This window comes from Acinetobacter sp. LipI_23 (assembly GCF_058243045.1).
In genome coordinates, this window is the sequence record NZ_JBZAYJ010000001.1 from 183,540 (window position 1) to 208,883 (window position 25,344).

At 43.8% G+C, this 25,344-nt stretch carries 21 protein-coding genes, 1 pseudogene and 1 riboswitch; of the genes and pseudogenes, 8 read left to right on the forward strand and 14 right to left on the reverse strand.

The annotated features are described in order from the left end of the window. Positions 1-24: 24 nt before the first annotated feature. A complete protein-coding gene (gpmI, locus tag AC4CVD_RS00930; RefSeq protein WP_114836626.1) occupies positions 25-1,572 on the forward strand; it encodes a 2,3-bisphosphoglycerate-independent phosphoglycerate mutase in 1,548 nt (515 codons plus the stop codon). A gap of 18 nt (positions 1,573-1,590) precedes the next feature. Further along, positions 1,591-2,766 carry a S41 family peptidase gene (locus AC4CVD_RS00935; RefSeq protein ID WP_490751728.1) on the forward strand — a complete coding sequence of 392 codons (1,176 nt, stop codon included), beginning with the start codon at positions 1,591-1,593 and terminating at the stop codon, positions 2,764-2,766. Between the two features lie 4 nt (positions 2,767-2,770). Here the strand turns inward: AC4CVD_RS00935 and AC4CVD_RS00940 are convergent, their stop codons facing one another. The 3 genes and pseudogenes from AC4CVD_RS00940 to gacA form a co-directional block, all read right to left on the reverse strand. Continuing rightward, on the reverse strand, positions 2,771-4,135 hold the full coding sequence (locus tag AC4CVD_RS00940; RefSeq protein ID WP_373863447.1) for a sigma-54-dependent transcriptional regulator: 1,365 nt from the start codon (positions 4,133-4,135) through the stop codon (positions 2,771-2,773). Positions 4,136-4,207: 72 nt separating this feature from the next. After that, positions 4,208-5,771 (reverse strand): annotated as a pseudogene (locus AC4CVD_RS00945) (sensor histidine kinase). Positions 5,772-5,792: 21 nt separating this feature from the next. After that, entirely contained in the window at positions 5,793-6,428 is a 636-nt protein-coding gene (gene gacA / locus AC4CVD_RS00950) for a response regulator transcription factor GacA (RefSeq protein ID WP_004692836.1), read from the reverse strand. A 215-nt stretch (positions 6,429-6,643) separates the two neighbouring features. Between gacA and AC4CVD_RS00955 the strand changes: the two genes are divergently transcribed. Then, positions 6,644-7,699 (forward strand): serine hydrolase family protein, encoded by a 1,056-nt coding sequence (locus tag AC4CVD_RS00955; RefSeq protein WP_010325698.1) that lies wholly within the window; start codon positions 6,644-6,646, stop codon positions 7,697-7,699. An 86-nt stretch (positions 7,700-7,785) separates the two neighbouring features. On the opposite strand, the gene thrC is transcribed toward AC4CVD_RS00955, so the two are convergent. From thrC to xerD, 5 genes are all read right to left on the reverse strand, one after another. Then, a complete protein-coding gene (gene thrC / locus AC4CVD_RS00960) occupies positions 7,786-8,925 on the reverse strand; it encodes a threonine synthase (protein ID WP_004692833.1) in 1,140 nt (379 codons plus the stop codon). A gap of 65 nt (positions 8,926-8,990) precedes the next feature. Further along, on the reverse strand, positions 8,991-10,295 hold the full coding sequence (locus AC4CVD_RS00965; RefSeq protein ID WP_010325700.1) for a homoserine dehydrogenase: 1,305 nt from the start codon (positions 10,293-10,295) through the stop codon (positions 8,991-8,993). A 122-nt stretch (positions 10,296-10,417) separates the two neighbouring features. Beyond that, positions 10,418-11,446, reverse strand: coding sequence for an IS701 family transposase (locus AC4CVD_RS00970; RefSeq protein WP_007116247.1), 1,029 nt, complete (start codon positions 11,444-11,446; stop codon positions 10,418-10,420). Positions 11,447-11,530: 84 nt separating this feature from the next. Beyond that, positions 11,531-12,340 (reverse strand): DsbC family protein, encoded by an 810-nt coding sequence (locus AC4CVD_RS00975; RefSeq protein WP_004692830.1) that lies wholly within the window; start codon positions 12,338-12,340, stop codon positions 11,531-11,533. A 126-nt stretch (positions 12,341-12,466) separates the two neighbouring features. Further along, positions 12,467-13,384, reverse strand: a complete 918-nt coding sequence (xerD, locus tag AC4CVD_RS00980) for a site-specific tyrosine recombinase XerD (protein ID WP_010325702.1) — start codon at positions 13,382-13,384, stop codon at positions 12,467-12,469. Between the two features lie 180 nt (positions 13,385-13,564). On the opposite strand from xerD, the gene AC4CVD_RS00985 reads away from it, so the two are divergent. From AC4CVD_RS00985 to ftsW, 5 genes are all read left to right on the forward strand, one after another. Then, a complete protein-coding gene (locus tag AC4CVD_RS00985; protein WP_010325703.1) occupies positions 13,565-13,825 on the forward strand; it encodes a FeoA family protein in 261 nt (86 codons plus the stop codon). Continuing rightward, on the forward strand, positions 13,822-15,681 hold the full coding sequence (gene feoB, locus AC4CVD_RS00990; RefSeq protein WP_279697266.1) for a ferrous iron transporter B: 1,860 nt from the start codon (positions 13,822-13,824) through the stop codon (positions 15,679-15,681). The genes AC4CVD_RS00985 and feoB overlap by 4 nt, the downstream gene beginning before the upstream one ends. A gap of 27 nt (positions 15,682-15,708) precedes the next feature. Next, on the forward strand, positions 15,709-15,960 hold the full coding sequence (locus AC4CVD_RS00995; protein ID WP_004692822.1) for a DUF6587 family protein: 252 nt from the start codon (positions 15,709-15,711) through the stop codon (positions 15,958-15,960). A gap of 159 nt (positions 15,961-16,119) precedes the next feature. Further along, positions 16,120-17,466, forward strand: a complete 1,347-nt coding sequence (gene murD / locus AC4CVD_RS01000) for a UDP-N-acetylmuramoyl-L-alanine--D-glutamate ligase (protein WP_490751731.1) — start codon at positions 16,120-16,122, stop codon at positions 17,464-17,466. Positions 17,467-17,485: 19 nt separating this feature from the next. Continuing rightward, positions 17,486-18,682 carry a putative lipid II flippase FtsW gene (gene ftsW, locus AC4CVD_RS01005; RefSeq protein ID WP_114837823.1) on the forward strand — a complete coding sequence of 399 codons (1,197 nt, stop codon included), beginning with the start codon at positions 17,486-17,488 and terminating at the stop codon, positions 18,680-18,682. A gap of 152 nt (positions 18,683-18,834) precedes the next feature. Here the strand turns inward: ftsW and gluQRS are convergent, their stop codons facing one another. The 6 genes from gluQRS to AC4CVD_RS01035 form a co-directional block, all read right to left on the reverse strand. Then, positions 18,835-19,755, reverse strand: coding sequence for a tRNA glutamyl-Q(34) synthetase GluQRS (gene gluQRS, locus AC4CVD_RS01010; protein WP_228254632.1), 921 nt, complete (start codon positions 19,753-19,755; stop codon positions 18,835-18,837). A 2-nt stretch (positions 19,756-19,757) separates the two neighbouring features. Beyond that, positions 19,758-20,285, reverse strand: a complete 528-nt coding sequence (dksA, locus tag AC4CVD_RS01015) for an RNA polymerase-binding protein DksA (protein ID WP_004692816.1) — start codon at positions 20,283-20,285, stop codon at positions 19,758-19,760. A 209-nt stretch (positions 20,286-20,494) separates the two neighbouring features. After that, entirely contained in the window at positions 20,495-21,292 is a 798-nt protein-coding gene (gene cpdA / locus AC4CVD_RS01020; protein ID WP_114837825.1) for a 3',5'-cyclic-AMP phosphodiesterase, read from the reverse strand. Positions 21,293-21,302: 10 nt separating this feature from the next. Then, on the reverse strand, positions 21,303-21,923 hold the full coding sequence (locus tag AC4CVD_RS01025) for an NUDIX domain-containing protein (RefSeq protein WP_114837826.1): 621 nt from the start codon (positions 21,921-21,923) through the stop codon (positions 21,303-21,305). A gap of 75 nt (positions 21,924-21,998) precedes the next feature. Then, positions 21,999-23,891, reverse strand: coding sequence for a phosphomethylpyrimidine synthase ThiC (gene thiC, locus AC4CVD_RS01030; protein ID WP_490751735.1), 1,893 nt, complete (start codon positions 23,889-23,891; stop codon positions 21,999-22,001). Positions 23,892-24,035: 144 nt separating this feature from the next. After that, a riboswitch (TPP riboswitch) is annotated at positions 24,036-24,163 on the reverse strand. A 69-nt stretch (positions 24,164-24,232) separates the two neighbouring features. Continuing rightward, positions 24,233-25,285, reverse strand: coding sequence for a hypothetical protein (locus AC4CVD_RS01035; RefSeq protein WP_213069324.1), 1,053 nt, complete (start codon positions 25,283-25,285; stop codon positions 24,233-24,235). Between the last annotated feature and the right edge of the window lie 59 nt (positions 25,286-25,344).

The following is a 25,344-nucleotide window of genomic DNA, read 5'->3' on the forward strand; positions in this document are numbered from 1 at the left end:
GTAGACAAAAAAAGAGTGCTTATTATGGCGGATGCAACTGCTGGCAAAATCCCTCACGTACTGGTCATTATGGATGGTGTGGGACACCGTGAAGCGATCGAAGACAATGCTTTTTTAGCAGCGAATCGACCGAATTTAACAGCGATTGAAGCAAAGCATCCGCATAGCTTAATTTCAGGTTCTGGTGAAGACGTGGGTCTGCCAGATGGCCAAATGGGTAACTCTGAAGTGGGCCATATGAACTTGGGCGCAGGTCGTGTGCTCTATCAAGACTTTACCCGAATCACCAAAGACATTCGTACGGGTGCTTTTTTCGAGCATGAAGTTTTGGTTGATGCTGTTGAAAAAGCCAAAGCAGCGGGTGGTGCGTTGCACATCATGGGGCTATTGTCTGAAGGTGGGGTGCATTCACACGAAGACCACATTGTTGCCATGGCTGAACTTGCGTTAAAACGCGGTGCAACCGTGTATCTCCATGCCTTCTTAGATGGTCGTGATACCCCGCCACGCAGTGCACAGCCTTCTTTAGAAAAATTAGATGCATTGTTTGCTCAATATCCAAATCAAGGTCGTATTGTGAGTCTCATTGGTCGTTATTTTGCGATGGATCGAGATAACCGTTGGGACCGTGTGGAACAAGCTTATCGTTTACTCACAGAGTCTGAAGCAACACGTACTGCAGCTACAGCCGTTGAAGGTTTAGCATTGGCTTATGCCGCAGACGAATCTGATGAATTTGTCAAAGCAACACGCATTGGCGATGCTGTAAAAGTTCAAGATGGTGACAGCATCGTCTTTATGAATTTCCGTGCGGATCGTGCGCGTGAAATTACCAAAGCGTTTGTTGAAAAAGATTTTGCAGGCTTTGCGCGTAAAGTCGTACCAAACCTATCTAAGTTTGTGATGTTGACACGCTACCAAGCCAGTATTGATGCACCTGTGGCATATATGCCTGAAGCATTAAAAAACTCGATTGGTGAATATCTTTCAGACCTTGGTAAAACCCAATTACGTATTGCTGAAACTGAGAAATATGCACATGTGACATTCTTCTTCAGTGGTGGTCGTGAAGATGAATATCCAGGTGAAAAACGTATTTTGATTCCGTCACCGAATGTGGCTACTTATGACCTCAAGCCAGAAATGAGCGCCTATGAAGTAACCGATGAATTGGTGGCTGCGATTAACTCAGGCGAGTTTGATCTATTGGTGGTGAATTATGCCAACGGCGATATGGTTGGTCATACGGGCGTGTTTAATGCTGCAGTGAAAGCAGTGGAAGCTGTTGATTTATGCTTAGGCCGTGTCTATGAAGCGGTGATGGCACAAAAAGGTCATATGTTAATTACGGCTGACCATGGTAATGTTGAACAAATGCAGGATTATCATAGTGGTCAGGTGCATACCCAGCATACGACAGAATTGGTGCCTTTTATCTATGTCGGCCCAACTCAAGCAACCATTGCTGACGGTGGCGTACTGGCCGATGTCGCACCAACCTTGTTAAGCTTGATGCATCTTCCTGTTCCAGCAGACATGCAAGGTCGTAACTTAATTACATTAGACGTATAAATCAATTTGGGTGGGTAAATGGCAAAAGCATCGTGGACTTCAATAGGTGTAGTGATTGCTTTAGGTCTGAGTCTGATCCACCCGATGGGGGCTGTTGCAAAAACAGCGGCAGCCCCCGCTTTTGATGATGAATTGGAACACGGTTATGTTGAGGTTCCGATTGAATCCATTCAACAATTTGTGCAAATCTACGGTTTAGTTAAAGATAATTATGTGGCTGAACGTAGTGATGAAGCACTGTTTCAACAGGCCATTAAAGGTTTAGTCAGTGGCTTAGACCGTTATTCTCGCTATTTATCCCCGCAAGAATATAAGCAACTGGTGCAGTATACCGAAGGGGATTTGGCTTCAGTTGACTTCAGTTTAGAGTTTGATTCTCGCTTACAACAATGGCTGATTCGTGGATTAAAATCTGACTCAGATTCCAGCAAACTGGGCTTAAAAAATGGGATCTCCGTTTTTAAAGTGGATGATCAAGAGCTACGCAAGCTCAACCATGCTCAAGTCAATGAATTACTCAGTGGGGCGATTGGTAGTACCGTCAGCCTACAGTTAAAAGCCAACGCCACACCAATCAATGTGGTCAGAACCCGAAAAGTTGAAACCGATATCCAGGCGCAACTGTTGAATAACCAAGTTTTGGTGCTCAAGGTGCGGGTGTTCCAACAGGATACGGCCAATGAAATTCAGCAACTGATTGAAGAGCATCAGTCTTCGCGTTTAAAAGCGGTCTTGATAGACCTCAGAAATAATCCCGGGGGGCTGTTGTCTGCCGCAGTTGAATCTGCCGATTTATTCTTAAATCAAGGGGTGATTGTTTCAACCCAAAGTCGTTCCGAAGGGGATCAGCAGTTCCAAGCTTTACCAAGCCTAGAATTTCAAAACTTAAAAGTGGGGATTCTGATTAATGACCGCTCTGCATCGGCTGCAGAGGTATTTACTGCTGCGCTGAAGGAGCATGGACGGGCGTGGGTGATTGGTGAAAAAAGTTATGGTAAGGGCGTGGTACAGAAACTATTTCCGTTATCGAATGGTGCAGCTTTGCAAATGACGGTATCTCACTATTACACCCCAAGTGGTCGGATGATTGAAGGGGTAGGGATTGCACCAAATCAGGTGTATCCAATGCCACATGAACTCAAAGACGAAAGCTATGTTGAACATGTGGCAGAGATTCTAATTAACCGTCGTTAAGTCTCTAAACGGAATCGTCTTCGCCATCTAGTCCGAATTTCTTCAAGCGATAACGTAAAGAACGGAAAGACATGCCGAGCTTTTTAGCCGCTAGTGTTCGGTTCCAATGGGTGAGATTGAGCGCATTCATCAAAATTTCTTTTTCAATTTTTTCTAAATATAGCTCTAAACCCTCTTCGGGCAATTTACGCGAAGGCACATGACTGAGTTGATCATTGCCAACAGTACCTTGTTGCGTGGTATTGGCATAGTTGGTCTGAGCAATGGGTCGCAGTGGAGCTGTTTGCAAGTGCGGTAAGTCGATACTGTTTTCATCACTTAAAGTGATGGCACGTTCCATCATATTGCGTAATTCACGCACATTGCCTGGATAATATTGGGCCAATAAAAACTCACGTGCACGTTCACTCAATGGTTTGACTGGGATGTCCCATTCTTGGCAGATTTTCTGAATGAAATGTTGTGCTAAAAGAAGAATGTCATTGCCACGCTCACGTAGGGCAGGCAGCACAATGTCCATGACATGGATGCGGAAGTACAAATCCTGACGGAACTTGCCTTGTTGTACAAGTGCTTCTAGGTCTTGATGGCTGGCACTAATCACACGGAAATCGACATCAATTTCGGTGTCACTCCCAATTGGGCGAATGCGTTTTTCTTGTACCGCGCGCAGCAGTTTCACCTGCATAGTGAGCGGTAACTCAGCAATTTCATCTAAAAATAAACTGCCGCCATGCGCAGACAGAATCAGCCCTTGTTTGTCTTGAGTCGCCCCTGTAAAGCTCCCCTTACGGTGTCCAAACAATTCACTGTCCATCAGTTCAGTCGGTATGGCACCGCAGTTGATGGCAATAAATGGTCCTTCATTGCGATTGCTCAGGCGATGTACCAGATTAGCCACCACTTCTTTGCCCGTGCCTGATTCACCCGTAATAAAGACAGGGGCTTGCGAGCGTGCAATTTTCTTTAAGGTGATGCGTAGTTGCTGAATTGGAAGGGACTGACCAATCAGCAGACGATGTTCAAGCGTATCTTCTTGGATATGCAGCTGACTGATCGGCTGATTAAAAGCTTTTTGTAAAAGTTGCTCTAAATGTTTTTGGTTGATCGGTTTGCTGACAAAATCAAAAGCACCAGCTTTAAGTGCTGCAATCGCAATATCCATATTGCCGTAAGCCGTCAGCACAGCAACGGGTAAATTAGGATAATTTTGAGCAATAAAATCGACCAAGCTCAGGCCATTACCATCGGGTAAATTCAGATCGGTTAGACAGGCATCATATTGATGCGTTTTCAGGGCTTGAACCGCCTCTTGTAAGCGATAGGCAATATGTGTATCAATCCCCATCCGACTTAAAGACATTTGCATCAGTGTACATAAGTCTTGTTCGTCATCCACCAATAAAACAAGTGGTTTTTTTTCCACGTTTAACCCCAAAAATTACACGTCATTGTTTATACGGGGGCATTCAATCCGAAAGCATGCCCCTATTTTTTGTTCTACATAGTATAGCTTGGTTGGCTTCGCAGAAACTATGGGATAAATATAATCCTAACCCAGTTCCATTGATTGAGGTACTAAAAAACGGTTGAAACAGGGCGGTTTGATCCTGAGTGGCGACCCCTTCACCAAAATCGCAGACATCAATGTGGACGAGGTTTTTATAGCTATAGACTCGAATGTGAATGTGCTCGGCTTCAGCTGCATTATGCCGAATGGCATTTCGAATCAGGTTGATCAGCACTTGCCTCAGTTGTTGTTCATCAAACTGAATCTGAGCTTGATCGGAAATGCGGTAATCAATTTGATCTTTGACATCGGGCAAATCTTCAACGATAAAACGTTCTAAAAAAGAGGCGACATCAATCAAGGTCGGATAGGTTTCTTTACTGCGTGCCATGTTCAGTGTATCGCCAATAATTTTATCAATCCGTGAGGCTTGTTTGGCAATCATGTTATGCAACAGTTCTTGTTGTGGGTCGTTAAGTTGCATTAATTCATTGGCTTGCGTGATGGCTGCCAGTGGATTGCGGATTTCATGTGCAATGCTGGCAGAAAGTTGACCCAGTGCAGCCAGTTTGAGTTGTTGTACACGTTGATTAATTTTTTGTGCATCTTGCAGGACGAATAAGGTGAGTGTCTGATTCGGTACTTGTAGTTTTTGAATTTCGATCTGAATTTGAAAGCGACTCAGCTGGGATGTAAATTGGAATTTTTCTCCATTCTTCAGTTGGTCGAATTTGAGGAGTTCAAATAAATCAGGCTGTGCTTTGTACAAAGGATATTTATCGTGAGCATAAATCGGGGAGATACCCAATAATGCACATGCGGCAGGATTACTCAGCACCATGTGGCAGTTTTCATCGAGAACCAAATAGCCGAGCTCGGTTTGCTCTAAAATATAACGGTTAATGTTTTGCAGTTGATCCAGTTCTTGGGACTGATAGAAGTTTAAATTTTCAAGGACTTGAAAACGTCGTACTGCAATTTGTCCAGACCCATAAACCACAAAGAACAAAAAGGCGAGCACGGCACTGTTGCCAATGGTATTCAGTGAACTAATTAAAAATAGCGTTCCAATAAAGTGTTGATAAACCAGTGTAATCACAGCAATCAACGTAATGATGAGTGCTTTTTGTTTATCGACCAATACAGAAGAGGCAAAGATCGTGATCACAAACAATAAACTTAACTGTAAGTTCGGACCATCGGTGGCGAAAGTAAGTAAGCTGAGGCTAATGACATCGACGATAAATAACAAGGTGAGCTGAAGTGGTATGCGCTTGCGCACATGCTTGAGGCTCAATAGCTGAAAGGCACTGATAAAAATAAAGCCAATCAGGACAGAACGATACAATACTGGATATTGATAATTGGAAAACAGTTGCTCATAAGTCAGCAGATAAACCAACAATAAACAGCAACCAATAAACAGTCGATAAGACGCATACCAAACACCTAGACGGTATTGATTTAACTGAATATTGGTTGAGTATTGCAGCATGTGGGTGTTAGTCAGCTTGCATCAGGGTTTAATTAAACCATAACGAATAGCAAGGTGAGTCAGCTTCACATCACTGTCAATGTTGAGCTTTTCAAAAATTCGGTAACGGTAAGTATTGACCGTTTTTACGCTGACAAAAAGCTTGTCAGAAATTTCCTGTGCACTAATACAATTCACGACCATCATCGCCACCTGCATTTCACGTTCAGACAGAGCATCAAAAGGTGAGGTTTGTGTATCCGATAGATAAGAACTGGCCAGTTGTTCAGCAATATCAGCGCTGAAATATTTGCCGCCTTGCATCACTTTATTAATCGCACGGACCATTTCGGTCACGGGCGCACCTTTGGTAATGTAGCCTTTGGCGCCAGCTTTGAGTAACAGGGAAGGATAAGGCTCTTCAGCTAGGCCACTGACTGCCAGTACTTTGGTCTCGGGTGCGGTTTGTAGTAAGCGGCGTGTGGTTTCAACTCCACCAATACCTGGCATGTTGACATCTAACAGAACCACATTTGGGTGATGTTGACGGACGAGGTTAATTGCTTCTTCACCAGATTCAGCTTGGCCAATGACTTGAACATCGGCATGGTCCTCGAGCATTCGACAAATCCCTGTACGTACTAACTCATGGTCATCTACCACTAAAACTGTGATCACCTAGCTCTTCCTCACTATAAAAACCATATTTTTTGTTACATAAAGCAAAATAAGCTTGCAATGAAACGACAAAATTAGCAATCCTATTCTTAGGCTTATTTGAAAAGATATGCACGCTGTCGACGGCAATGCTGTTCGCATTGTGTACAAATGTAAGGCATATTGGCGTGAATACGCAAATGTATCTTATGGGTTATGAAGTTGAGTGAAGAAAAGTGAAAAAATCAAATAAATTTTTAATGCATCTATTGGGATGGTCGATTGCAACGACGGTCAGTACCCATAGCTTTGCAGACTTGGTGATGAATCCGGGCTCGGGCCCTAGCCAAGCAAGCATGAGCTGGTCTGCAGCAGATGCAGAACAGTTTCTGAATGATGATCTCATGGAAGATCCTGAAGAGTACGCTCCTAAGGGTTCAACAAAAGTCACTACCAGTATTCGCAGTTCCAATGGTGTGGTAACAAACAACAGTACCTCGAAAACAGTACAAATTTTCGATACCTCGAAATATTCCAACCAACCCAGTGTCAATGCTCGTGCAGCACTGGTGATGGATGGCAATACAGGTGAAGTACTGTACAGTAAAAACAGTAATACCGCGCTGCCGATTGCCTCGATTACTAAGTTGATGACGGCGGTGGTGATTTCAGATGCGCGTTTAAATATGTCTGAAAACATTACTTTACAGCAAGCGGACTTTTCGTGTTCGGGTTGTAAAAGTTCAAGCTCGTCCCTGCGTGCAGGGGATAGTATGAACCGTGCAGAGGCATTGTTATTTGCATTAATGAAGTCAGAAAACCCAGCAGCATCAGCGCTTGCACGGACGTATCCGGGTGGTCGCTCAGCCTTTGTTTCGGCGATGAATGCCAAAGCCAAATCTTTGGGTATGAACTCAACCCATTATATGGAATCGACTGGTCTGCATCCGGGTAATGTGGCTTCAGCACGTGACTTGGGTATTTTGGTCAATGCTGCGTCTCAGTATGGTCTGATTCGCCAGTTCTCAACTACAGCAAGCTATGACTTTAACTTGGGCTATCGTGTATTGAAATCAAACAATACCAATGCTTTAGTCCGTAATGGTGGTTGGAATATCAATATTTCAAAAACAGGTTTCATTAATGAAGCCGGTCGTTGTGTGGTAATGCATACCACTTTAAATAACCGTCCGGCAGTGGTGGTGTTATTGGGTGCGGACTCATCTGCAGCACGTACCAATGATGCAACGCGCCTAATGAACTGGGCAAGCCAATTACCAAAACGTATTTAACCCGACTTTGTTTTTGTTCACTCAACAACGAAAATTGAGTCATAAAAAAGCCCTGCATATGCAGGGCTTTTTTTGTCTTCTCTCAATTACATGTTTGAAAGAATTGAATCGCGAACTTGTTCTAAAGTGGCATCGATTGATAGCATGACCGCATCAGAACACTGTTTGATCGCAGTATCTGGGTCTTTCAGACCATTACCTGTCACGGTACAGACAATCACAGAACCTTCCGCAATTTTACCTGCTTTGATGTCACGGATTGCACCGCCAATTGATGCTGCAGAAGCAGGTTCTACAAAGACACCTTCATACATTGAAAGCAAACGCTGTGCTTCTAAGATTTCAGCATCAGTCAGTTCATCGAACCAACCTTGAGAATCACGAACCACCGCTTTAGCATGGTTCCAGCTTTGAGGATTACCAATACGGATTGCCGTTGCAACTGTTTCAGGGTTCTCAACGGGTGCACCACGTAAGAATGGCGCAGCACCTGCTGCTTGGTAACCAACCATAGTTGGTAAGCCTTCAGGTTTAGGACCCGTGAATTGATCTGTTTCAGCGTCGTAAATCACTTGCTCAAATTGATCTGCAGGTTGATTGGCAACTGCTTCGGTATAACCCATCCAGTGTGCAGTAATGTTTCCTGCGTTACCTACTGGTAGGCAGTGGTAATCTGGTGCACGACCTAACTCATCGACGATTTCATAAGCAATGGTTTTTTGACCTTGCAAACGGTATGGGTTGATTGAGTTTACGATGGTCACTGGGGCTTTGTCGGCAATTTCTTTAACCAGACGCATGCCGTCATCAAAGTTACCGCGGATTTGCATGGTGATGGCACCATACATCATTGCTTGCGCCATTTTACCCATGGCAATTTTGCCTTCTGGGATTAACACAAACGCTTTGATGCCTGCACGTGCTGCATAAGCCGCAGCCGCAGCTGAGGTATTACCTGTAGAGGCACAGATAATCGCTTTTGAGCCTTCTTCAACGGCTTTAGTAACCGCCATGGTCATACCACGGTCTTTAAATGAACCAGTCGGGTTTAAGCCCTCGTACTTCACATAAATTTCAACATTTTTGCCAATTAAACGTGGAATGTTCTCGAGTTTAATCAGTGGCGTATTACCTTCACCTAAAGAAATAGCGCGAGTAGTTGCAGACACTGGTAAACGGTCGCGATAACGGTCAACTAAACCAGTATAACGATTGGCATTCGACATGATGATGTTCCAATTGTGTGTAGAGCTTGGTGAGGAAGAGAAGAGCGTTCTTTTCCTCAACCCGATTAATTATCAAGCGATTCTAAACGAATTCGCACGATTTCGCCATGAATGACGGGTAAGGCTTGAATTTGAGCAAGTGCCTCGTCCATTTTTGATTCAACGACTGGATCAGTCAAAATCACGATTGGAATAAGGTCTTTTAAGCGTGGTTGTTGCATGATGGCATCGATACTGATGCCTGCACGGCTCAGAATCGTAGTTACATCGGCCAAGACGCCAGTTTGATCTTCAGCATTAATCCGGATGTAATAACCTGTAGTCATTTCTTCACGGCTTAAAATGGGCACATTGGTCAGTGCTTCGAAGGCCAATTGTGGAATCGTTCCAGCGCCATCTTCGGTATACGAGATATCACGGACGATATCAATGACATCTGCAACGACCGCAGAAGCCGTTGGACCTGCGCCTGCGCCTGCTCCATAGTACAAGGTTGGGCCGACAGCATGTGCTTGTACCAAGACAGCATTTTTAACGCCGTTGACATTGGCAATCAGTTCTTCCGCAGGGATCAAGGTTGGGTGAACACGAAGTTCGATGCCATTCGCCGCACGACGCGCAATCCCCAAGTGCTTAATACGGAAACCCAGTTCTTCAGCATACTTCACGTCTTGCGCTGTGATTTTACTGATGCCTTCGGTATAGACTTTGTCAAACTGTAGCGGAATACCAAAAGCACACGATGCTAAAATCGTGAGTTTATGTGCAGCATCAATGCCTTCGACATCAAAAGTTGGATCAGCTTCGGCATAACCCAGCTCTTGTGCTTCTTTGAGCACATCGGCAAAAGCACGACCTTTTTCACGCATTTCAGTCAGAATAAAGTTGCCTGTACCATTGATGATACCCGCTAACCAATTAATCTTGTTTGCAGCTAGACCTTCGCGCATCACTTTAATGATGGGAATGCCCCCTGCAACCGCAGCTTCATAGGCGATTTGCACGGCATTGTCATCCGCCAGCTTGAACAGCTCATTACCATGTTCAGCAAGTAAAGCTTTGTTCGCGGTGACCACTTGTTTGCCATGCAAAATGGCTTCTTTAATCACTTCATATGCAGGGTGGATGCCACCCATTACTTCAACCACAACATCGACATCAGGCTGACGCACAATGTCGAGTAAGTCAGCACTTTGCTTGACCTCATCGCCTAAATCTAAGTCTGGACGAGGGCGGCGTGTGCCGACATAGGTAATTTGAATTTCACGACCGGTGCGACGTTTAATCTCAGCAGCATTTTCTTTTAGTAGTTTAAGGGCACCACCACCCACAGTACCAAGACCGAGGATTGCCAGACGAACTGGTTTCACGTCACACTCCAATTTACTTATATATATTGAACCAAGCCTAGATCATAGCTAAAAAAACTGTGAGACTCTAGGAAAGAAATCATTTTATGTTCAACTATAAATATTATAGGACTTACGCACTATTATTTATAGATTCTCTGTGGTAGCAGATGATTTTTATCGAGAATAAAGTCATCAATGAAGTTTTTGATAACTGGTCTAAATAATTTCTTCTGCCAACGATATACATTTTCAAAGATCCGCTCAAACTGGTTCTTTTGTATCTCGACGTAGGCCATCAAGGCTGAAAAAATATGATTCAAAATCAGTTTAGATCGTCTTACTTGAAACTTTTCAATATGACAAACCTGTTTAATCACCCGGTGATATTGCTCTATTTTCCAATGACTTGAATGTAATTCATGAAAACCCTCAAAGGACAATAAATCATCTTCATCTTGATGCACAATATAAAACCTCTGCTGTTCTTTTAACTGAGTCTTAAATAATTGTACAAAGCCAAAATCTTTGAGCCAGACCACTTGACCCTGATGGAAATTTGGCAATAAACGCAGTTGAAACCATTGTCCTTTTTCTGGGGAAACCTTACGGTTACAGTCGATACCAAACATAAATCGAATACCATATTTTCTTATGGTTTTTAGATTTCCAGTCGATGAATACCAACTATCACCTGTAATAAATTGAATCTTTGCACCCCAACTGAGTACTTCACTTAACATATCCATAAAGTAATCATTCTTGGTTTTACTTTCAGATTTGTCATAAATTCGGAAATTAATTGGAATATTTTGACCATTCTGATCTGTCGCATACAAGGTAATGAGATTAATACCCTTGACGGATCGGTGGTGTTTGCCTGACCAAAAATAGCTAACCAAGTCCATATGTTGACTATAGGGTTTATCTAAAACAGTATCATCAATACTGACTATAAGTTTATTATTATCAATATGTTGAATTGCTTCTTGATATAGGTCGTGAGGTGTGTAGTCTTCACGTTCTAGAAAGCGATTTACACTATCATGCGAGATGTTATAAGTCTCGGCAAGTTGTGTGCAGCTAATAGAGTTCGGTTCTGTCATGAGAAAGCCCATATAAATGGGTAATGTACAAGTTGCTGTAGAAGCATGTTTAATTCGTCTGATCACAGATACTTTATAAAGTATTTTAATACTTTTTTGAATCCGTCAATGCGTAAGTCCTATATTAGTTAAATAACAAATAAAAATTAGTTATTTAAGGCGATTTAATAATTCACTTGGGGCCAAATAGCCACCGAGATATTCACCATCTTCATTGTAGATCGCAGGTGTCCCATTTACGCCCATGTTCAGACCCAACTGGTATTGATCTCGTACTGGGTTTTTACAGGTCGCTGGTGGAAGTTGAGCACCTGAAATTGCTTGATCAAAGGCAGCTTGACGGTCTGCGCTACACCACACACTTTCCATGGCTGGCATGAACTGTTCGCCACGCGGCCATGCAATGTAACGTACTTCAATGCCTTGAGCTGTGATTTCAGGGATGTGTTCGTGCAGTTTATGGCAGTAAGGGCAGCTGGCATCGGTAAAGACATAAACCACATGCTTGGTCTTGCCTTTGGCTTTATAAACCAGTAAGTCTTCAGTTTTGAGCCCTGCTAGAAGCTTTTTGTTGGCTTCAGCTTGCAGATTGTCGCTGACGTTGTGGAGTGTTTTATCGCCCAAGCGAATCACATCACCTTGGATAATATATTTACCATCTGCCGTGGTATAAACCGAGCTCATCCCTTCAAGATTGACCCAAAATAAATTTGGCACTTCAGTGGTTTTGATATCGATGATTTTGGCATTGATATTGGCTGTTTTGAAATGCTTTTGAAGAGTGTCAATTAAACGTTGCTTTGCGTTGCGTTCCGTCAAAGTCGACGCTTCACCTGTGGCTGGCGCGCTTGCTGTTAAAGAGTCTTGTTTTTTTTCTTCAGTGTTATTTGAACATGCTGTAAATAGAACACTTGAAGCAATGGCACAGGCAATGAACAATGGTTTACGGGTAAATAACATAGATAACCCTTTTTCTTTTGACTTTATAAAAACAGAGCGCCAAGCATAGCAAAAAAAGTACAGGACTCGGTAATACTTCGTAGTCTTCGTGCTAAAAACAGCCTTAAGTTATGGATGATCAAGACCTTAAGCCCTAGGGTGATGGCTGGCATGCAGTTGTTGCATACGCACTTGTGCGACATGGGTATAAATTTGTGTCGTGGACAGATCACTATGTCCCAATAGCATTTGTACCACACGCAAGTCAGCACCGTGATTGAGTAAATGCGTTGCAAAAGCATGTCGTAAGGTGTGTGGAGACAGTTCAGCCTGAATCCCTGCTTGTAAGGCATAGCGTTTAATGGCATACCAAAAGTTTTGCCGACTCATAATGCCGCCATGTTGAGTTAAAAATAGATAGTCAGTTGCAGATTTATATAATTGCGGACGGGACTCAATTAAGTATTTTTCGACCCATTCCACTGCGATTTGCCCCAAAGGTACCAGTCTTTCTTTATTGCCTTTACCCGTAATTCTTAAATAGCCTTGCTTTAAGTTGATTAAGTCTAGGCGTAAGTTCAGTAGCTCAGATACACGCAATCCACAGGCATACAACACTTCAAACATGGCACGATCACGGAGCCCGAGAGCGGTTTCAATATCTGGAGCTTGAATTAAGGCATCCACGTCTTGCTCAGACAAATCTTTAGGCAGTGCGCGGCCAATTTTGGGTGTTTTATGTAGCGCGACAGGGTTGTCTGAACGCAGTTTTTGTTCCCGTAGAAATTTAAAAAAAGAACGCAGAGCAGACAGACAGCGCGCAATGGAGCGCGGGCTTTTGCCTTGCTTGGTGAGGGTCAGTAGAACATCGGCGACATCATCACTGCTCCATTCAGGCATGCTCACCCGACTACACTCGCTGCACTGCAATAAGTCAGAGAGATAAGCATTTCGGGTGTGTGGGCTGACGGTTTGTGCAATGAGATAATCTTTAAAGCCGTGTAAAAAACTGAGCTGAGTTGGAATTTGAACAGGCGCAGGCACACGCGGTTTTTTATTTAACATAAAGCTCTCAAGCACATCATCACGGAAAGACAAAAACAAGGAATAGGGGTTTTATTCAATGTAGTGTAATCATTCTCGCTTGTCGATGTGTTATAACAGATGCGAATCATTATCGAATCTGATTTGGTAATTATTCTCATTTGTTTGTATACTGTTCAAAATATTAAAGGGTTGGATGCGGTGCGTTTATCTGATTTAAAAGTCAAACAAACTGCCATCATTAACAAAGTGAATCATACTTTGGATGGCGAAGCTCAGACTGATTTGGTGGCTAGTCGTCTTGAAACATTAGGCTTTGTCGCAGGTACAAAAGTACAGGTGATTACCAAAGGTGTTTTTGGTGGCGATCCAATTTTAATCCAAGTGGGTTTTACGCGTTTCGCCTTAAGAAAAGTTGAAGCTGAAAAAATTGAAATTCAAGTCGAAGGAGCACCTAGATGAGTGATGCCTTGCGTGTTGCCCTTGTAGGTAATCCAAACTGCGGTAAAACTTCGTTATTTAACCATCTCACTGGAACACGCCAAAAAGTAGGTAACTATGCGGGTGTAACGGTTGAGCGTAAAGTTGGTCAATTTACTCTTCCTTCAGGTCAAGCAGTTCGCGTTCTCGATTTGCCAGGGACGTATAGCTTAGATGCGACCAGTCCTGATGAAATGATTACCCGCGACGTGGTGATGGGGAAAATTGCAGACGAAGGTCAGCAAGATGCTTTTTTATGTGTGGTTGATGCAACCAACCTCAAACTTCACCTCGGTTTAGTGATTGAACTGATTGCATTGGGTCGTCCAATGTTAATCGTTTTAAACATGATGGATGAAGCACGTCGCCGTGGCATGCAAATCAATACCCAAAAGCTTTCTGAGCGCTTGGGTGTACCGATCGTTGAAACCGTTGCGGTGCGTAATTCGGGTATTGAAAGCTTGCTCAGTGCTTTAGAGCAGGGCAAATATGCCGTGCCTTATACCGAGTTGACGGGCTTAAAAGGCGACACTGCACATGAGAAAGTAGAAAATTTATTACATGATGCCGTGCAATACGTCGATGAAGAAGACAAGCGAACTGATTTTCTGGATAAGATTTTTCTACATCCAGTTTTGGGGCTAGTTAGCCTTGCAGTAATGATGTTTATTGTCTTCCAAGCCGTTTTTTCTTGGGCAGCGCCGTTTATGGATGGGATTGAAACCTTCTTTGGCTGGCTGGGTGAAACCATCGGTGGGTCTATTAGCCATCCTTTACTTAACAGTTTGGTGGTAGACGGGATTATTGCGGGTGCGGGCGGTGTCGTGGTGTTCTTGCCGCAGATTTTAATTTTGTTCTTCTTTATCTTGGTATTGGAAGAGTCGGGTTATTTACCGCGTGCCGCATTTTTGCTGGATAAGCTGATGTTTAAAGCAGGTCTTTCTGGGCGTGCCTTTATTCCATTGTTGTCTAGCTTTGCCTGTGCAATTCCGGGCATCATGGCATCGCGTACCATTAGTGATCCGCGTGACCGTTTGACTACGATTTTTGTGGCACCGTTAATGACGTGTTCTGCACGTTTACCTGTATATGCCTTGTTAATTGCTGCTTTTATTCCTGAACAAACTGTTTGGGGGATTTTTAATCTGCAAGGTTTAGTGTTGTTTGCTTTATATATGGCCGGGATTGTCAGTGCACTGTGTGTATCTTTCGTTCTGAAATTCTTCCATAAAGACAAGTCACAACATATGTTGATGATGGAGTTGCCAAGCTATCGTTTCCCTGACTTGAAGAATATTTGGATTGGTTTACTTGACCGTGCCAAGATCTTCTTACGTCGTGTGGGTGGCATCATTTTCGCGTTGTCTATTTTGCTGTGGTTCTTGTGTACTTTCCCGCAAGCCCCTGAAGGTGCGACTTTACCTGAAATTGATTATTCATTTGCCGGGATGCTCGGTCATTTACTACAACCAATTTTTGCACCGCTGGGCTTCAACTGGCAGATTTGTATTGCCTTGATTCCAGCCATGGCTGCTCGTGAAGTAGTGGTGGCAGCTTTAGGTACGGTATATGCCTTATCCGCTGTTGATGAAGATGCAATGTCACAAGGTTTGGCTTCACTGATCAGTAGTGGCGGTGAGCTCGGTTGGTCGGTGGCGACTGGTCTGTCTTTATTGGTGTGGTTTATTTATGCGCCGCACTGTTTGGCGACTTTGGCGACGGTCAAACGTGAAACAGGTTCATGGAAAACCGTGAGTTTTATGACCATTTACTTGTTTGGTTTGGCTTATTTAATGTCATTCCTGACCTATCAAATTGCAACGCACTATTTGGGCTAATCGGCGTAAATAGGCGAGGAGATTGAGATGATTGAAATTCTAATTGTTGCTGCTCTAGTGATCTGGAGTGCAGTGGTGGTATTTAAGAAAGTATTTCCTAAGACATCGGGTTCAGTTTTCATGTCCTTGTCCGCACTGTGTGAGGCTCGTGGTTGGACACGTTTAGCAACGTGGTTAAAGCCGTCAATGGCTGGCGGGTGTGGCGGAAACTGTGCCTGCCCAGCAACAGAAGACAGCAATGCGAAAAAGCCTGAAGTTCAGGCGGTGAAGTGGAAATAAAACGATTTTTGCTCACAAATAAAAAAGCCGTCCAAGAGGGACGGCTTTTTTACGCACTGACACAAAAAAAGTGCAGGAAAGTCAAAACAGAAAAAGCATTCAAAACAGCAAAGTGCTAACATTTCCGCAGATAAATCTCAGACCAAGCATGGGGCAAAAATGTTAATACAACGTGGTGGACTTAAGGTCGTTGCAGGGCTCGGCATTTCTGGTGTTGCAGCGGTCAATTTTTTACATAACCAAGGCTACCGCGTTGCAGTAACGGACTCCCGATCGACCCCGCCCGGTCATGACCAAATTCCAGCAGAGGTACAAACCGGTTTTGGTCAGTTTGACGCGGAACTGTTGTTGTCTGCTGAAGAAATCGTTATTAGCCCTGGGCTCGATCCGAAACTACCTGAAATTCAAGCTGCGATTGCCAAAGGCATTCCCGTGGTAAGTGAAATTCAAATCCTACGCCGTGCAACAGATAAGCCAATTATGGCGATTACGGGCTCGAATGCAAAAAGTACCGTGACGACTTTAATTGGTCTGATGGCTGAACATGCAGGCGTGAAAGTCGCGGTAGGCGGTAACCTTGGTCGCCCAGCCTTGGATTTAACCAAAGATGAGCCAGATTTATACATTTTAGAACTATCCAGCTTTCAGTTAGAAACCACTTCAAATTTACAAGCTGAAGTTGCGGTGGTGCTGAATATGAGTGAAGACCATCTTGACCGTCATGGCGATATGATGGGCTATCACACCGCGAAGCATCGCATTTTCCAAGGCGTGAAAAAAGTCGTTCATAACCGTGATGACTCGCTGACTCGTCCTTTGGTCCCTGACGCTACGCCAATGCAAAGCTTTGGTTTAAATGCGCCTGATATGAATCAGTACGGTGTATTAAGAGATGAAGACGGTACGATCTGGTTGGCTCGTGGCCGCACACGTTTATTGAACAGTGCAGAGATGTATATTCAAGGCACACATAATGTGGCCAATGCGTTGGCCTGTTTGGCTTTGGGCGAGGCAATCAACTTACCACTAGAGTCTATGCTTGAAACTTTAAAAAGCTTTAAAGGCTTAGAGCATCGCTGTGAGTTTGTGAAAGACGTTGAGGGGGTTCGTTACTATAATGACTCTAAGGGCACCAACGTCGGCGCAACTTTAGCTGCAATTGATGGTCTAGGTGCTGCGATTGAAGCCCAAGGTGGTAAGGTCGCGATCATTTTAGGTGGTCAAGGCAAAGGGCAAGACTTTAGCGCTTTACGTGAGGCTTTGAGCAAATACGTGAAAGTGGCGGTATTGATTGGTGAAGATGCAGTATTAATTGAAAAAGCTGTGGCAGGAACAACGACCTTACTACATGCTGAGACGCTAGAGCAGGCGGTTGCACTTTGCCAAGCCCATACCCAAGCCCATGATGTCGTGTTATTGTCACCCGCATGTGCAAGTTTTGATATGTTCAGTGGTTACCCACAGCGCGGACATCAGTTTGTCGCTTGTGTGCAAGAACTCCACTAAAAATAATAAGGAAATTGAGATGGCTGAGTTTGCTCAGACAACGATCAATAAAATGAATCAGTTTTATAGCCGTTGGGCGCCGCGTGTACCCAGCGAAGTGACACCGCGTAATGTGTTGATCTTCTGCGTCATTGCATTGTTGTGTTTAGGTTCGATCATGGTCGCATCTGCGTCGATGCCTTATGCTGAACGCCTTCATGAGAATTCATTTCACTATGTCCTTCGTCACGGCATTTCAATTGCGGTGGCTGGCGTTTTGGCCTATGCGGTATACCGAGTTCCGCTCAATGTTTGGTTCAATAACACCTTTCCGCTGTGGATTTTGACCATTTTACTGCTGGCCGCTGTGTTGGTCGTCGGTACGGAGGTCAATGGTTCGACCCGCTGGATTCGTGTTGCGGGCTTCACCTTGCAGGCTTCTGAGGTTGCCAAAGTGATGATGGCGATTTTCACAGCCGACTATGTGGTACGCCGTGCCGAAGAAGTAAGAAATAACATCAAAGGCTTGATTCGTCTCGGCATCATTATGCTATTGACGGTGGGTTTGATTATTGCGGAGCCCGACTTGGGTGCAACCGTGGTCATTAGTTTGATGATGCTCGGGATTTTCTTCCTTGCTGGCGCGCCGTTGATTCAGTTTGGTATGGCTTTTGGTGCAATTTTTGCGGCATTTGTCTTTTTGATTGTGTTTGAGCCTTACCGTTTTGAACGTCTAATGTCTTTCTCAAACCCTTGGGAAGATCCGCTAGGCACTGGTTACCAGCTTTCCAATGCCTTGATGGCCTTTGGACGTGGTGAATGGTTTGGTGTAGGACTTGGCCACAGTGTACAGAAAATGGCCTACTTACCTGAAGCCCATACCGACTTCATGTTGGCTATTTTAGGTGAAGAGTTTGGCTTTTTCGGCATCACTACGGTCTTAATTCTGTCCTTTACCATGTTGCTGTGCTGTATCAAAGTGGGTCATCGTGCGCTGAAGAATCAGTACCTGCGTGCGGGTTATTTGGCTTATGGGGTATCGATTATTTTCTTACTGCAAATTTTGGTAAACGCAGGTATGAATATGGGTATGCTGCCAACCAAAGGTTTGACGCTACCTTTTATTAGTTATGGCGGTTCATCACTGATTATGTGTGCAGTGATGATCAGTTTGATTTTGAAAATTGATGCAACAACACAAAGTGCTAATCCAACCAAAGAAGAATCCAGCTTCTAAGCGGGTTGTTCTTTCATCACGCTTTCCGCAGACTAAACGTACTTTTCGTTTTATGCGGATAGCGTTTGAGCCCTTCTAAATTTTTTGAATTTCTTTCAATTACAAACGTTGCGCACTAGACCTCGCGTTGAGTTTCTGCCGCAATCGTTTTGCTATAAATAGATACCGTGCAGGGTAGTATGGTGCGGAATTAGTGAAACATCCCATTGCGCAATGGCTTGTTGCAACATTCGTTCAGGGTGGTCTAACGCGACAGATGGCTGATTTAGAGCATGTATCGCTTGAGCGAGTAGTGTGGGGGCTTGGTTAAGATCCAGTGCCTGTGCCATATTTTGTTTAGACAACTTTTGCCCTTGATCATTCATGGCTAAAGGCAGATGCATATAGCTAAGACGTGGGTAATCTAGCAGCTGACCTAAATAAATTTGTCGCTCGGTATTATCCAATAGATCTGCACCACGAACCACGTGGCTGATGCCTTGTAGGTAGTCATCTACCACTACCGCTAATTGATAGTTAATAATGCCATCGCGGCGTTTCAGTACAAAGTCACCGAGCTCATGTGCCAGTTGTGAGCAGTGTCGGCCTTGCAGAGCATCATCAAAACAAATCTCGACATCTTCCACTTTGACGCGAATGGCTTGTTGCTCAAAAGGCAGAGCAAGGTCACGGCAGGTGCCTGCATAAATGTGGTTAGAACCGAGCATTTTTCGGGTGCACTGACAGGCATAGACCAGTTTGAGTTGATGCAGTTGTTGAATCACGTCTTCGTATATATCGAGACGATCTTTTTGGAAAATAATATCCGCATCGGGCTGAAAGCCGAAAGCCTCAATACAACGCAAGATATGGCTTTCACTGCCAGGGTAAATACGCGGGATATCGGTATCTTCGATACGAACCAACCATGTGCCTTGATGTGCTTTAGCTTCGCAATAACTGGCAACGGCGGTGATGAGTGAACCAAAATGCAAAGGGCCGGTTGGCGATGGCGCAAACCGACCCACATAAGCCATCCTGTTGACCCCTTCCTTATGTAAAGGAGGGGTTGGGGGAGGATTATAGAATAACATGATTAACCGTTATTTTGCTTCTCTTTGATTTCTGCCAGTGTTTTGCAGTCAATACATAAAGTTGCTGTTGGACGGGCCTCTAAACGGCGCAGACCAATTTCGATGCCACAGGTTTCACAGAAACCATAGTCATCGTTTTTAATCGCTTCAATTGATTGTTCGATTTTGCGGATGAGTTTACGTTCACGGTCACGTGTACGTAGTTCAATTGCAAACTCTTCTTCTTGTGTCGCGCGGTCATTCACATCAGGCAAAGCGGTGTTTTCGTCTTGCATGGTGTTGAGTGTGCGGTCAACTTCTGACATCAACTCTGCTTTCCATGCCAACAAAATTTGGCGGAAGTGTTCAAGCTGACCTTCAGACATGTATTCTTCATTTTTTTTCGGCTGATAAGGTTCAATACCAAATAAGCTTGCAGTAGAACCACCGTCAGTCGCTTTAGGCTTAGTTTTGCGCACACGTTTTGTAGATTTTTCATCTACAACATCAGTTTGTTCGTCTAAGACAGTATTTTGGTTGTCATTCGCCATTTAGGGCAATCCTCATCATATACGTATCTTTAATACGCAAAAAATATGGTGATATGCAAGTGTTTTTATCCACCCTCGAGGAGATTCACCCTCGGGGGTCGTCATCATATAGACTTTTTAAGTATTTTGATAGTCTTTGATGTTTGGATTAAATTGATCACTTTTTCGTAAGAGCAACTAAGGTAATTGAAAACGATAAAAATGAAAAGTTAATAACCTGAAATTTCAACATTTATTTTTTGCTGTGCGTGTAAGACACGTTCTACGTGGGTTTCATGGCTGCCATCTGCGTTTAATTGTAAAATACGATAACCTGGTGCTTGCTCATCTAAGGCGAAATGATCACTTAAAGGCTTAAATTGGACACTGGTAGACGGCGTCGAGTAAAACTGAATACTATGCCATTCACGCCATGATTCTTGATGGACATGTCCCGACAGCACAATTTTGACATTGTGGTATTTCGCAAGAACCGCAGTGAGGTCTTGGGTGTTCTTAAGTTTATGTTGATCAATCCATTTTGACTGCATTTCAAAAGGATGATGATGACAGGCAATCACAATGTGTTGCTGGGCAAATTCTTGTAGGATTTGTTCCAGTTGGTTCAATTGTGCTTCATCGACCCAGCCATCGATTTTACCTTTGACGGCACTATTGAGTAAAACCATGCTCCAAGGACCAAAGTGAATCACATGAACTTTGTTTTGCTGCTGATGAAAAGGGAAGTGCTCGGCATTGTCATGATTGCCCGGAACCTGATAAAACGGCGTCTTTAAACTCTGCATAAAGTCTAAATAGCGTTGATAGGTTCGAGGCACAGGTACTTGTGCCAAGTCGCCCGTATGGACGAAGGCATCAATTTGTGGATGACGTTCCACAATGTGTTGCATCACATGATGAAAGCTTTGCTCTGGATTCATACGTACAAACTCCAGATGATCTTGATCCATCAAGTGCGTATCTGAAATTTGGATAATGGTCCAATTTTTCTCATTATTTAAAGTCATGCCTGACCCCTTAGACATTCCTTGTCGTTTTAATCTGTTGTTGTAGCCATTGCAAGGCCATTATGACAGGCGCATTTCTGAGCCGACCATTGGAAAGTAATGTATCGATCTGCGCATAATCAATCAGGTGTAATAAAATATTTTCACCTTCATCGGGCATACCAAATACACCACCTTGTTTGGGTAAATCGGCCGCAGCACTATACAGATGAAACAGTTCCGCACAGGCACCTGCAGAAGGATAAAAGCTAAACAGATGTTGTAAGTGTTCAATCTGACAGCCTGATTCTTCTAATGCTTCACGGCGAATACAGCTTTCAGGTGATTCATCACCATCGAGTACTCCCGCAATAATCTCCAGCTGCCAAGCTGAATCTTGATCATCCATAGCACCAATACGAAATTGTTCAATCAAGGCAAATTTTTGTTGTGCATCATCATAAATCAAGACACCCGCAGCTTCAGGACGCTGAATGAGCTCACGTGAAATCACAGAGGTGTACTCAGTTTGATTAAACAGGCGATGACGTAAATTTACTTTTTCTACTTGAACAAAACCCTGAAAAACAAAGGCTCTGTCTACAATTTGGACATCTTCACGGTGATATGTAGCTTGCTTAATTATGTTCATAAAGCGCAATCAGGATGAAATTTATCATTTCATCCTAACTGAGAATCACATGATTACAAAAGGTTTTTTATCAACTTACACTTTTTGGTACAAGTTTTGTCCGCTTGCATGGAATTGTTTTTTCATGCTATCGAGACCAGTTTCGACCTCTTCTTGCTGAATTTTATTCAGTGTAGCGTTTTGCTGGTTTTGTGCATAATCACGCACGTTTTGGGTGATTTTCATCGAGCAAAACTTCGGGCCGCACATCGAACAGAAGTGCGCAGATTTGTGTGCTTCCTTGGGCATGGTTTCATCATGCATGCTACGCGCCGTGTCTGGATCAAGACTGAGATTAAACTGATCTTCCCAACGGAATTCGAAACGTGCTTTAGATAAAGCATTGTCACGGACTTGCGCACCCGGATGACCTTTGGCCAAATCTGCTGCATGTGCTGCAATTTTATAGGTGATGATGCCATCTTTGACGTCTTTCTTGTTTGGCAAGCCCAAGTGTTCTTTGGGGGTGACATAACACAGCATGGCAGTTCCATACCAACCAATCATCGCCGCACCAATCGCAGAAGTAATATGGTCATAACCCGGTGCAATATCGGTGGTTAATGGCCCTAAAGTATAGAAGGGCGCTTCTTGGCAGACTTCAAGTTGTAGATCCATATTTTCTTTGATCATATGCATAGGCACATGCCCTGGACCTTCAATCATCACTTGCACATCATGTTTCCATGCACGATGGGTCAACTCACCTAAAGTGCGTAATTCAGAGAACTGTGCTTCGTCATTGGCATCTTGGATACACCCCGGACGCAGGCCATCACCGAGGCTGAATGACACATCATAGGCTTTCATGATTTCGCAGATTTCATCAAAATGCGTATAGAGGAAGTTTTCTTGATGATGGGCCAAACACCACTGTGCCATGATCGAACCACCCCGAGAGACGATACCAGTGAGGCGATTCGCCGTCATTGGAACATAACGTAATAAGACGCCTGCATGGATGGTGAAGTAATCTACGCCTTGCTCAGCTTGCTCGATCAGCGTGTCTTTGAAGATTTCCCACGTAAGGTCTTCCGCTACCCCATCAACTTTTTCTAAAGCTTGATAGATCGGTACGGTACCAATCGGAACAGGCGAGTTACGGATAATCCACTCACGAGTTTCATGGATATTTTTACCCGTCGATAAGTCCATGATGGTGTCTGCACCCCAACGGGTTGCCCATGTCATTTTTGCGACTTCTTCATCGATTGAAGAGCCGAGAGCCGAGTTACCAATATTGGCATTGATTTTCACCAAGAAGTTTCGGCCAATGATCATCGGTTCAATTTCAGGATGGTTAATATTGGCAGGAATAATCGCACGCCCTTCAGCCACTTCTTTGCGCACAAATTCAGGCGTGATTTCCATCAAGTTATGCGCACCAAAGTTTTGTCCCGCGTGCTGACGTGCATCGACTCCTTCACGTTGACGCTGATTTTCACGAATAGCGATGTATTCCATTTCAGGAGTGATGATGCCTTGTTTGGCATAATGCATCTGCGTGACATTGTGGCTTGCTTTGGCACGACGTGGTTTTTGAATATGAGCAAAACGAATATCAGCGGTACGAATATCCCGTAAACGCTCTTGACCAAAGCTTGAACTGAGGCTGTCTAACATTTCAGTATCATTGCGCTCTTCAATCCAACTTTCACGGACATTCGGTAGACCTTTGTTTAGATCAATACTGACATTGGTGTCGGTATACACACCAGAGGTGTCATACACCATCACTGGTGGATTGTACTCACCGCCTAAGTCTGTTGGGGTTTCGGTCAGTTCAATCTCACGCATGGGGACTTGAATGTCTGGGCGTGAACCTTGGATATAAACTTTTTTAGAGGCAGGCAAGATACGGGTCAGATCTTTAGCATCTTGTTCATGTTGTGCTGAAATTTCAGCGGAAAGATTCGTTAACTGGTTCATTGCAATGATCCTTATGAATGACATCAACGAATCAAGCACGACCAAAAACGATGGCAATTGAAGCTATTTCTGTGTGTTGTTGATTTGCGGGTACAAATGCAACGGATGTATTTCTACTGGAAATAGTTCAATGAAAGGCGTTCAGTTTTTAGATGGCTTGATTCCTACGCAGGTCTTAACCTGATCAGGTTCAACGGTACTCAGCTTCAAAACTTTATTGAAAAGTCTTAGCTGATCTCAGCGAGCAATTACTCGCGCTCCGTCAAGCGATGCATCATCTTAACATGCACTGTTGTTAAAAACAGCGACCTTTTTATTCAAAGTGTGAAGGGGAAATGTGTTCAACGTTCTAAGCAAATGGCATCGCTTAAGCAGTCTTTGCCTTGATCGGGTTGGACCATACGTAGTTGAATAAAATGCGCCAATTGTCTTTGTAAGAGTTGATCTGCACCGAGGCGCTGTGCGTGAGCGGAAGCAGGCAAGATGATTTGAGCCGCTCTTTGTTCTGGGCTGAGTTGCACGAACTTTAAAAATAAACGCGCTTGATCCGTCACTATCGAATTTTTTAATGCGGCTAGGCGCTCAATTTCTTCCAAATAGTTGCTTTGCACGGTATAGCCGTCGTAAACGCGTTGAGTATCCAGTCCGATAAACAAGAGGGTGCTATATAGATTCAACAGATGACGTGCATCTTGGTGGTAGCTACTTTTCGGGTACTGTTGTAAATAGTTTTCCCAATACAGCGCACGATCCGCAATTTCTTTGGCGTCAATTTTGACCTGACTCCCAATCACGGCTGGGTATTGATTCTGTGTCGCCAGATGTTCAATAAACTCTTGCTCTGCGACAGGTAGGTAAGGCGCAAAAATTTTGGCTAAATATTCAGGGCTACGGCGGTAATGCACTTGTCCTTCGCCTGCATCAAACAGCTCGACATAAGACTGCCCTTGGTGTTTGATGAGGTATTGGTCGCGAATGGTCAGTTGCTCAAAAAGACTTTGTTGAATGGTCGGATGTTGCGCCATTTCTAGGGCATAGCTTTCAAAAGCGCGCTGCTGTTGTGGCGTACGTTCAACCGCCAAAAAGTCATGGTACATTTTATTGGATAAGCTCAATAAATGCTTTTGTTGTTGAAAACCGAGTAAAGGCAAACACAGCTTAAGATCTTGATTGATTTGCTCTAAAGCAAAAGTCGTACGTTGTGCATCTATTTCCGACATGTTTTTGTCAATTTTTTGGCACAAGTCGGTTAAGTCCAAGGTTTGAGTCGAAGACGCTTCTATTTGTGCGGGCTCTTGAAAGCTGACAGGTTCAGGTTTCTGACAGGCAGCCAACAGCGCGTACATGAAAATCAGTGCATAAGGTTTAAGCGAAAATAAAGAGGAATGATTCACAGCGACTCGATCAAAAAACTCAGTTCAGCGACAACACAGTAGAGAAACTCCTTTTCTCC

Excerpts from the sequence above, each read along its gene's own strand:
- AC4CVD_RS01025 (WP_114837826.1), bottom strand. The coding sequence starts at position 21,923 with ATGAACATAATTAAGCAAGCTACATATCACCGTGAAGATGTCCAAATT.
- cpdA (WP_114837825.1), bottom strand. The coding sequence starts at position 21,292 with ATGACTTTAAATAATGAGAAAAATTGGACCATTATCCAAATTTCAGAT.
- feoB (WP_279697266.1), top strand. The coding sequence starts at position 13,822 with ATGAGTGATGCCTTGCGTGTTGCCCTTGTAGGTAATCCAAACTGCGGT.
- thiC (WP_490751735.1), bottom strand. The coding sequence starts at position 23,891 with ATGAACCAGTTAACGAATCTTTCCGCTGAAATTTCAGCACAACATGAA.
- dksA (WP_004692816.1), bottom strand. The coding sequence starts at position 20,285 with ATGGCGAATGACAACCAAAATACTGTCTTAGACGAACAAACTGATGTT.
- AC4CVD_RS00935 (WP_490751728.1), top strand. The coding sequence starts at position 1,591 with ATGGCAAAAGCATCGTGGACTTCAATAGGTGTAGTGATTGCTTTAGGT.
- murD (WP_490751731.1), top strand. The coding sequence starts at position 16,120 with ATGTTAATACAACGTGGTGGACTTAAGGTCGTTGCAGGGCTCGGCATT.
- ftsW (WP_114837823.1), top strand. The coding sequence starts at position 17,486 with ATGGCTGAGTTTGCTCAGACAACGATCAATAAAATGAATCAGTTTTAT.
- AC4CVD_RS00975 (WP_004692830.1), bottom strand. The coding sequence starts at position 12,340 with ATGTTATTTACCCGTAAACCATTGTTCATTGCCTGTGCCATTGCTTCA.
- AC4CVD_RS00940 (WP_373863447.1), bottom strand. The coding sequence starts at position 4,135 with ATGCAAATGTCTTTAAGTCGGATGGGGATTGATACACATATTGCCTAT.
- xerD (WP_010325702.1), bottom strand. The coding sequence starts at position 13,384 with ATGTTAAATAAAAAACCGCGTGTGCCTGCGCCTGTTCAAATTCCAACT.
- thrC (WP_004692833.1), bottom strand. The coding sequence starts at position 8,925 with ATGTCGAATGCCAATCGTTATACTGGTTTAGTTGACCGTTATCGCGAC.
- gpmI (WP_114836626.1), top strand. The coding sequence starts at position 25 with ATGGCGGATGCAACTGCTGGCAAAATCCCTCACGTACTGGTCATTATG.
- AC4CVD_RS00995 (WP_004692822.1), top strand. The coding sequence starts at position 15,709 with ATGATTGAAATTCTAATTGTTGCTGCTCTAGTGATCTGGAGTGCAGTG.
- gluQRS (WP_228254632.1), bottom strand. The coding sequence starts at position 19,755 with ATGTTATTCTATAATCCTCCCCCAACCCCTCCTTTACATAAGGAAGGG.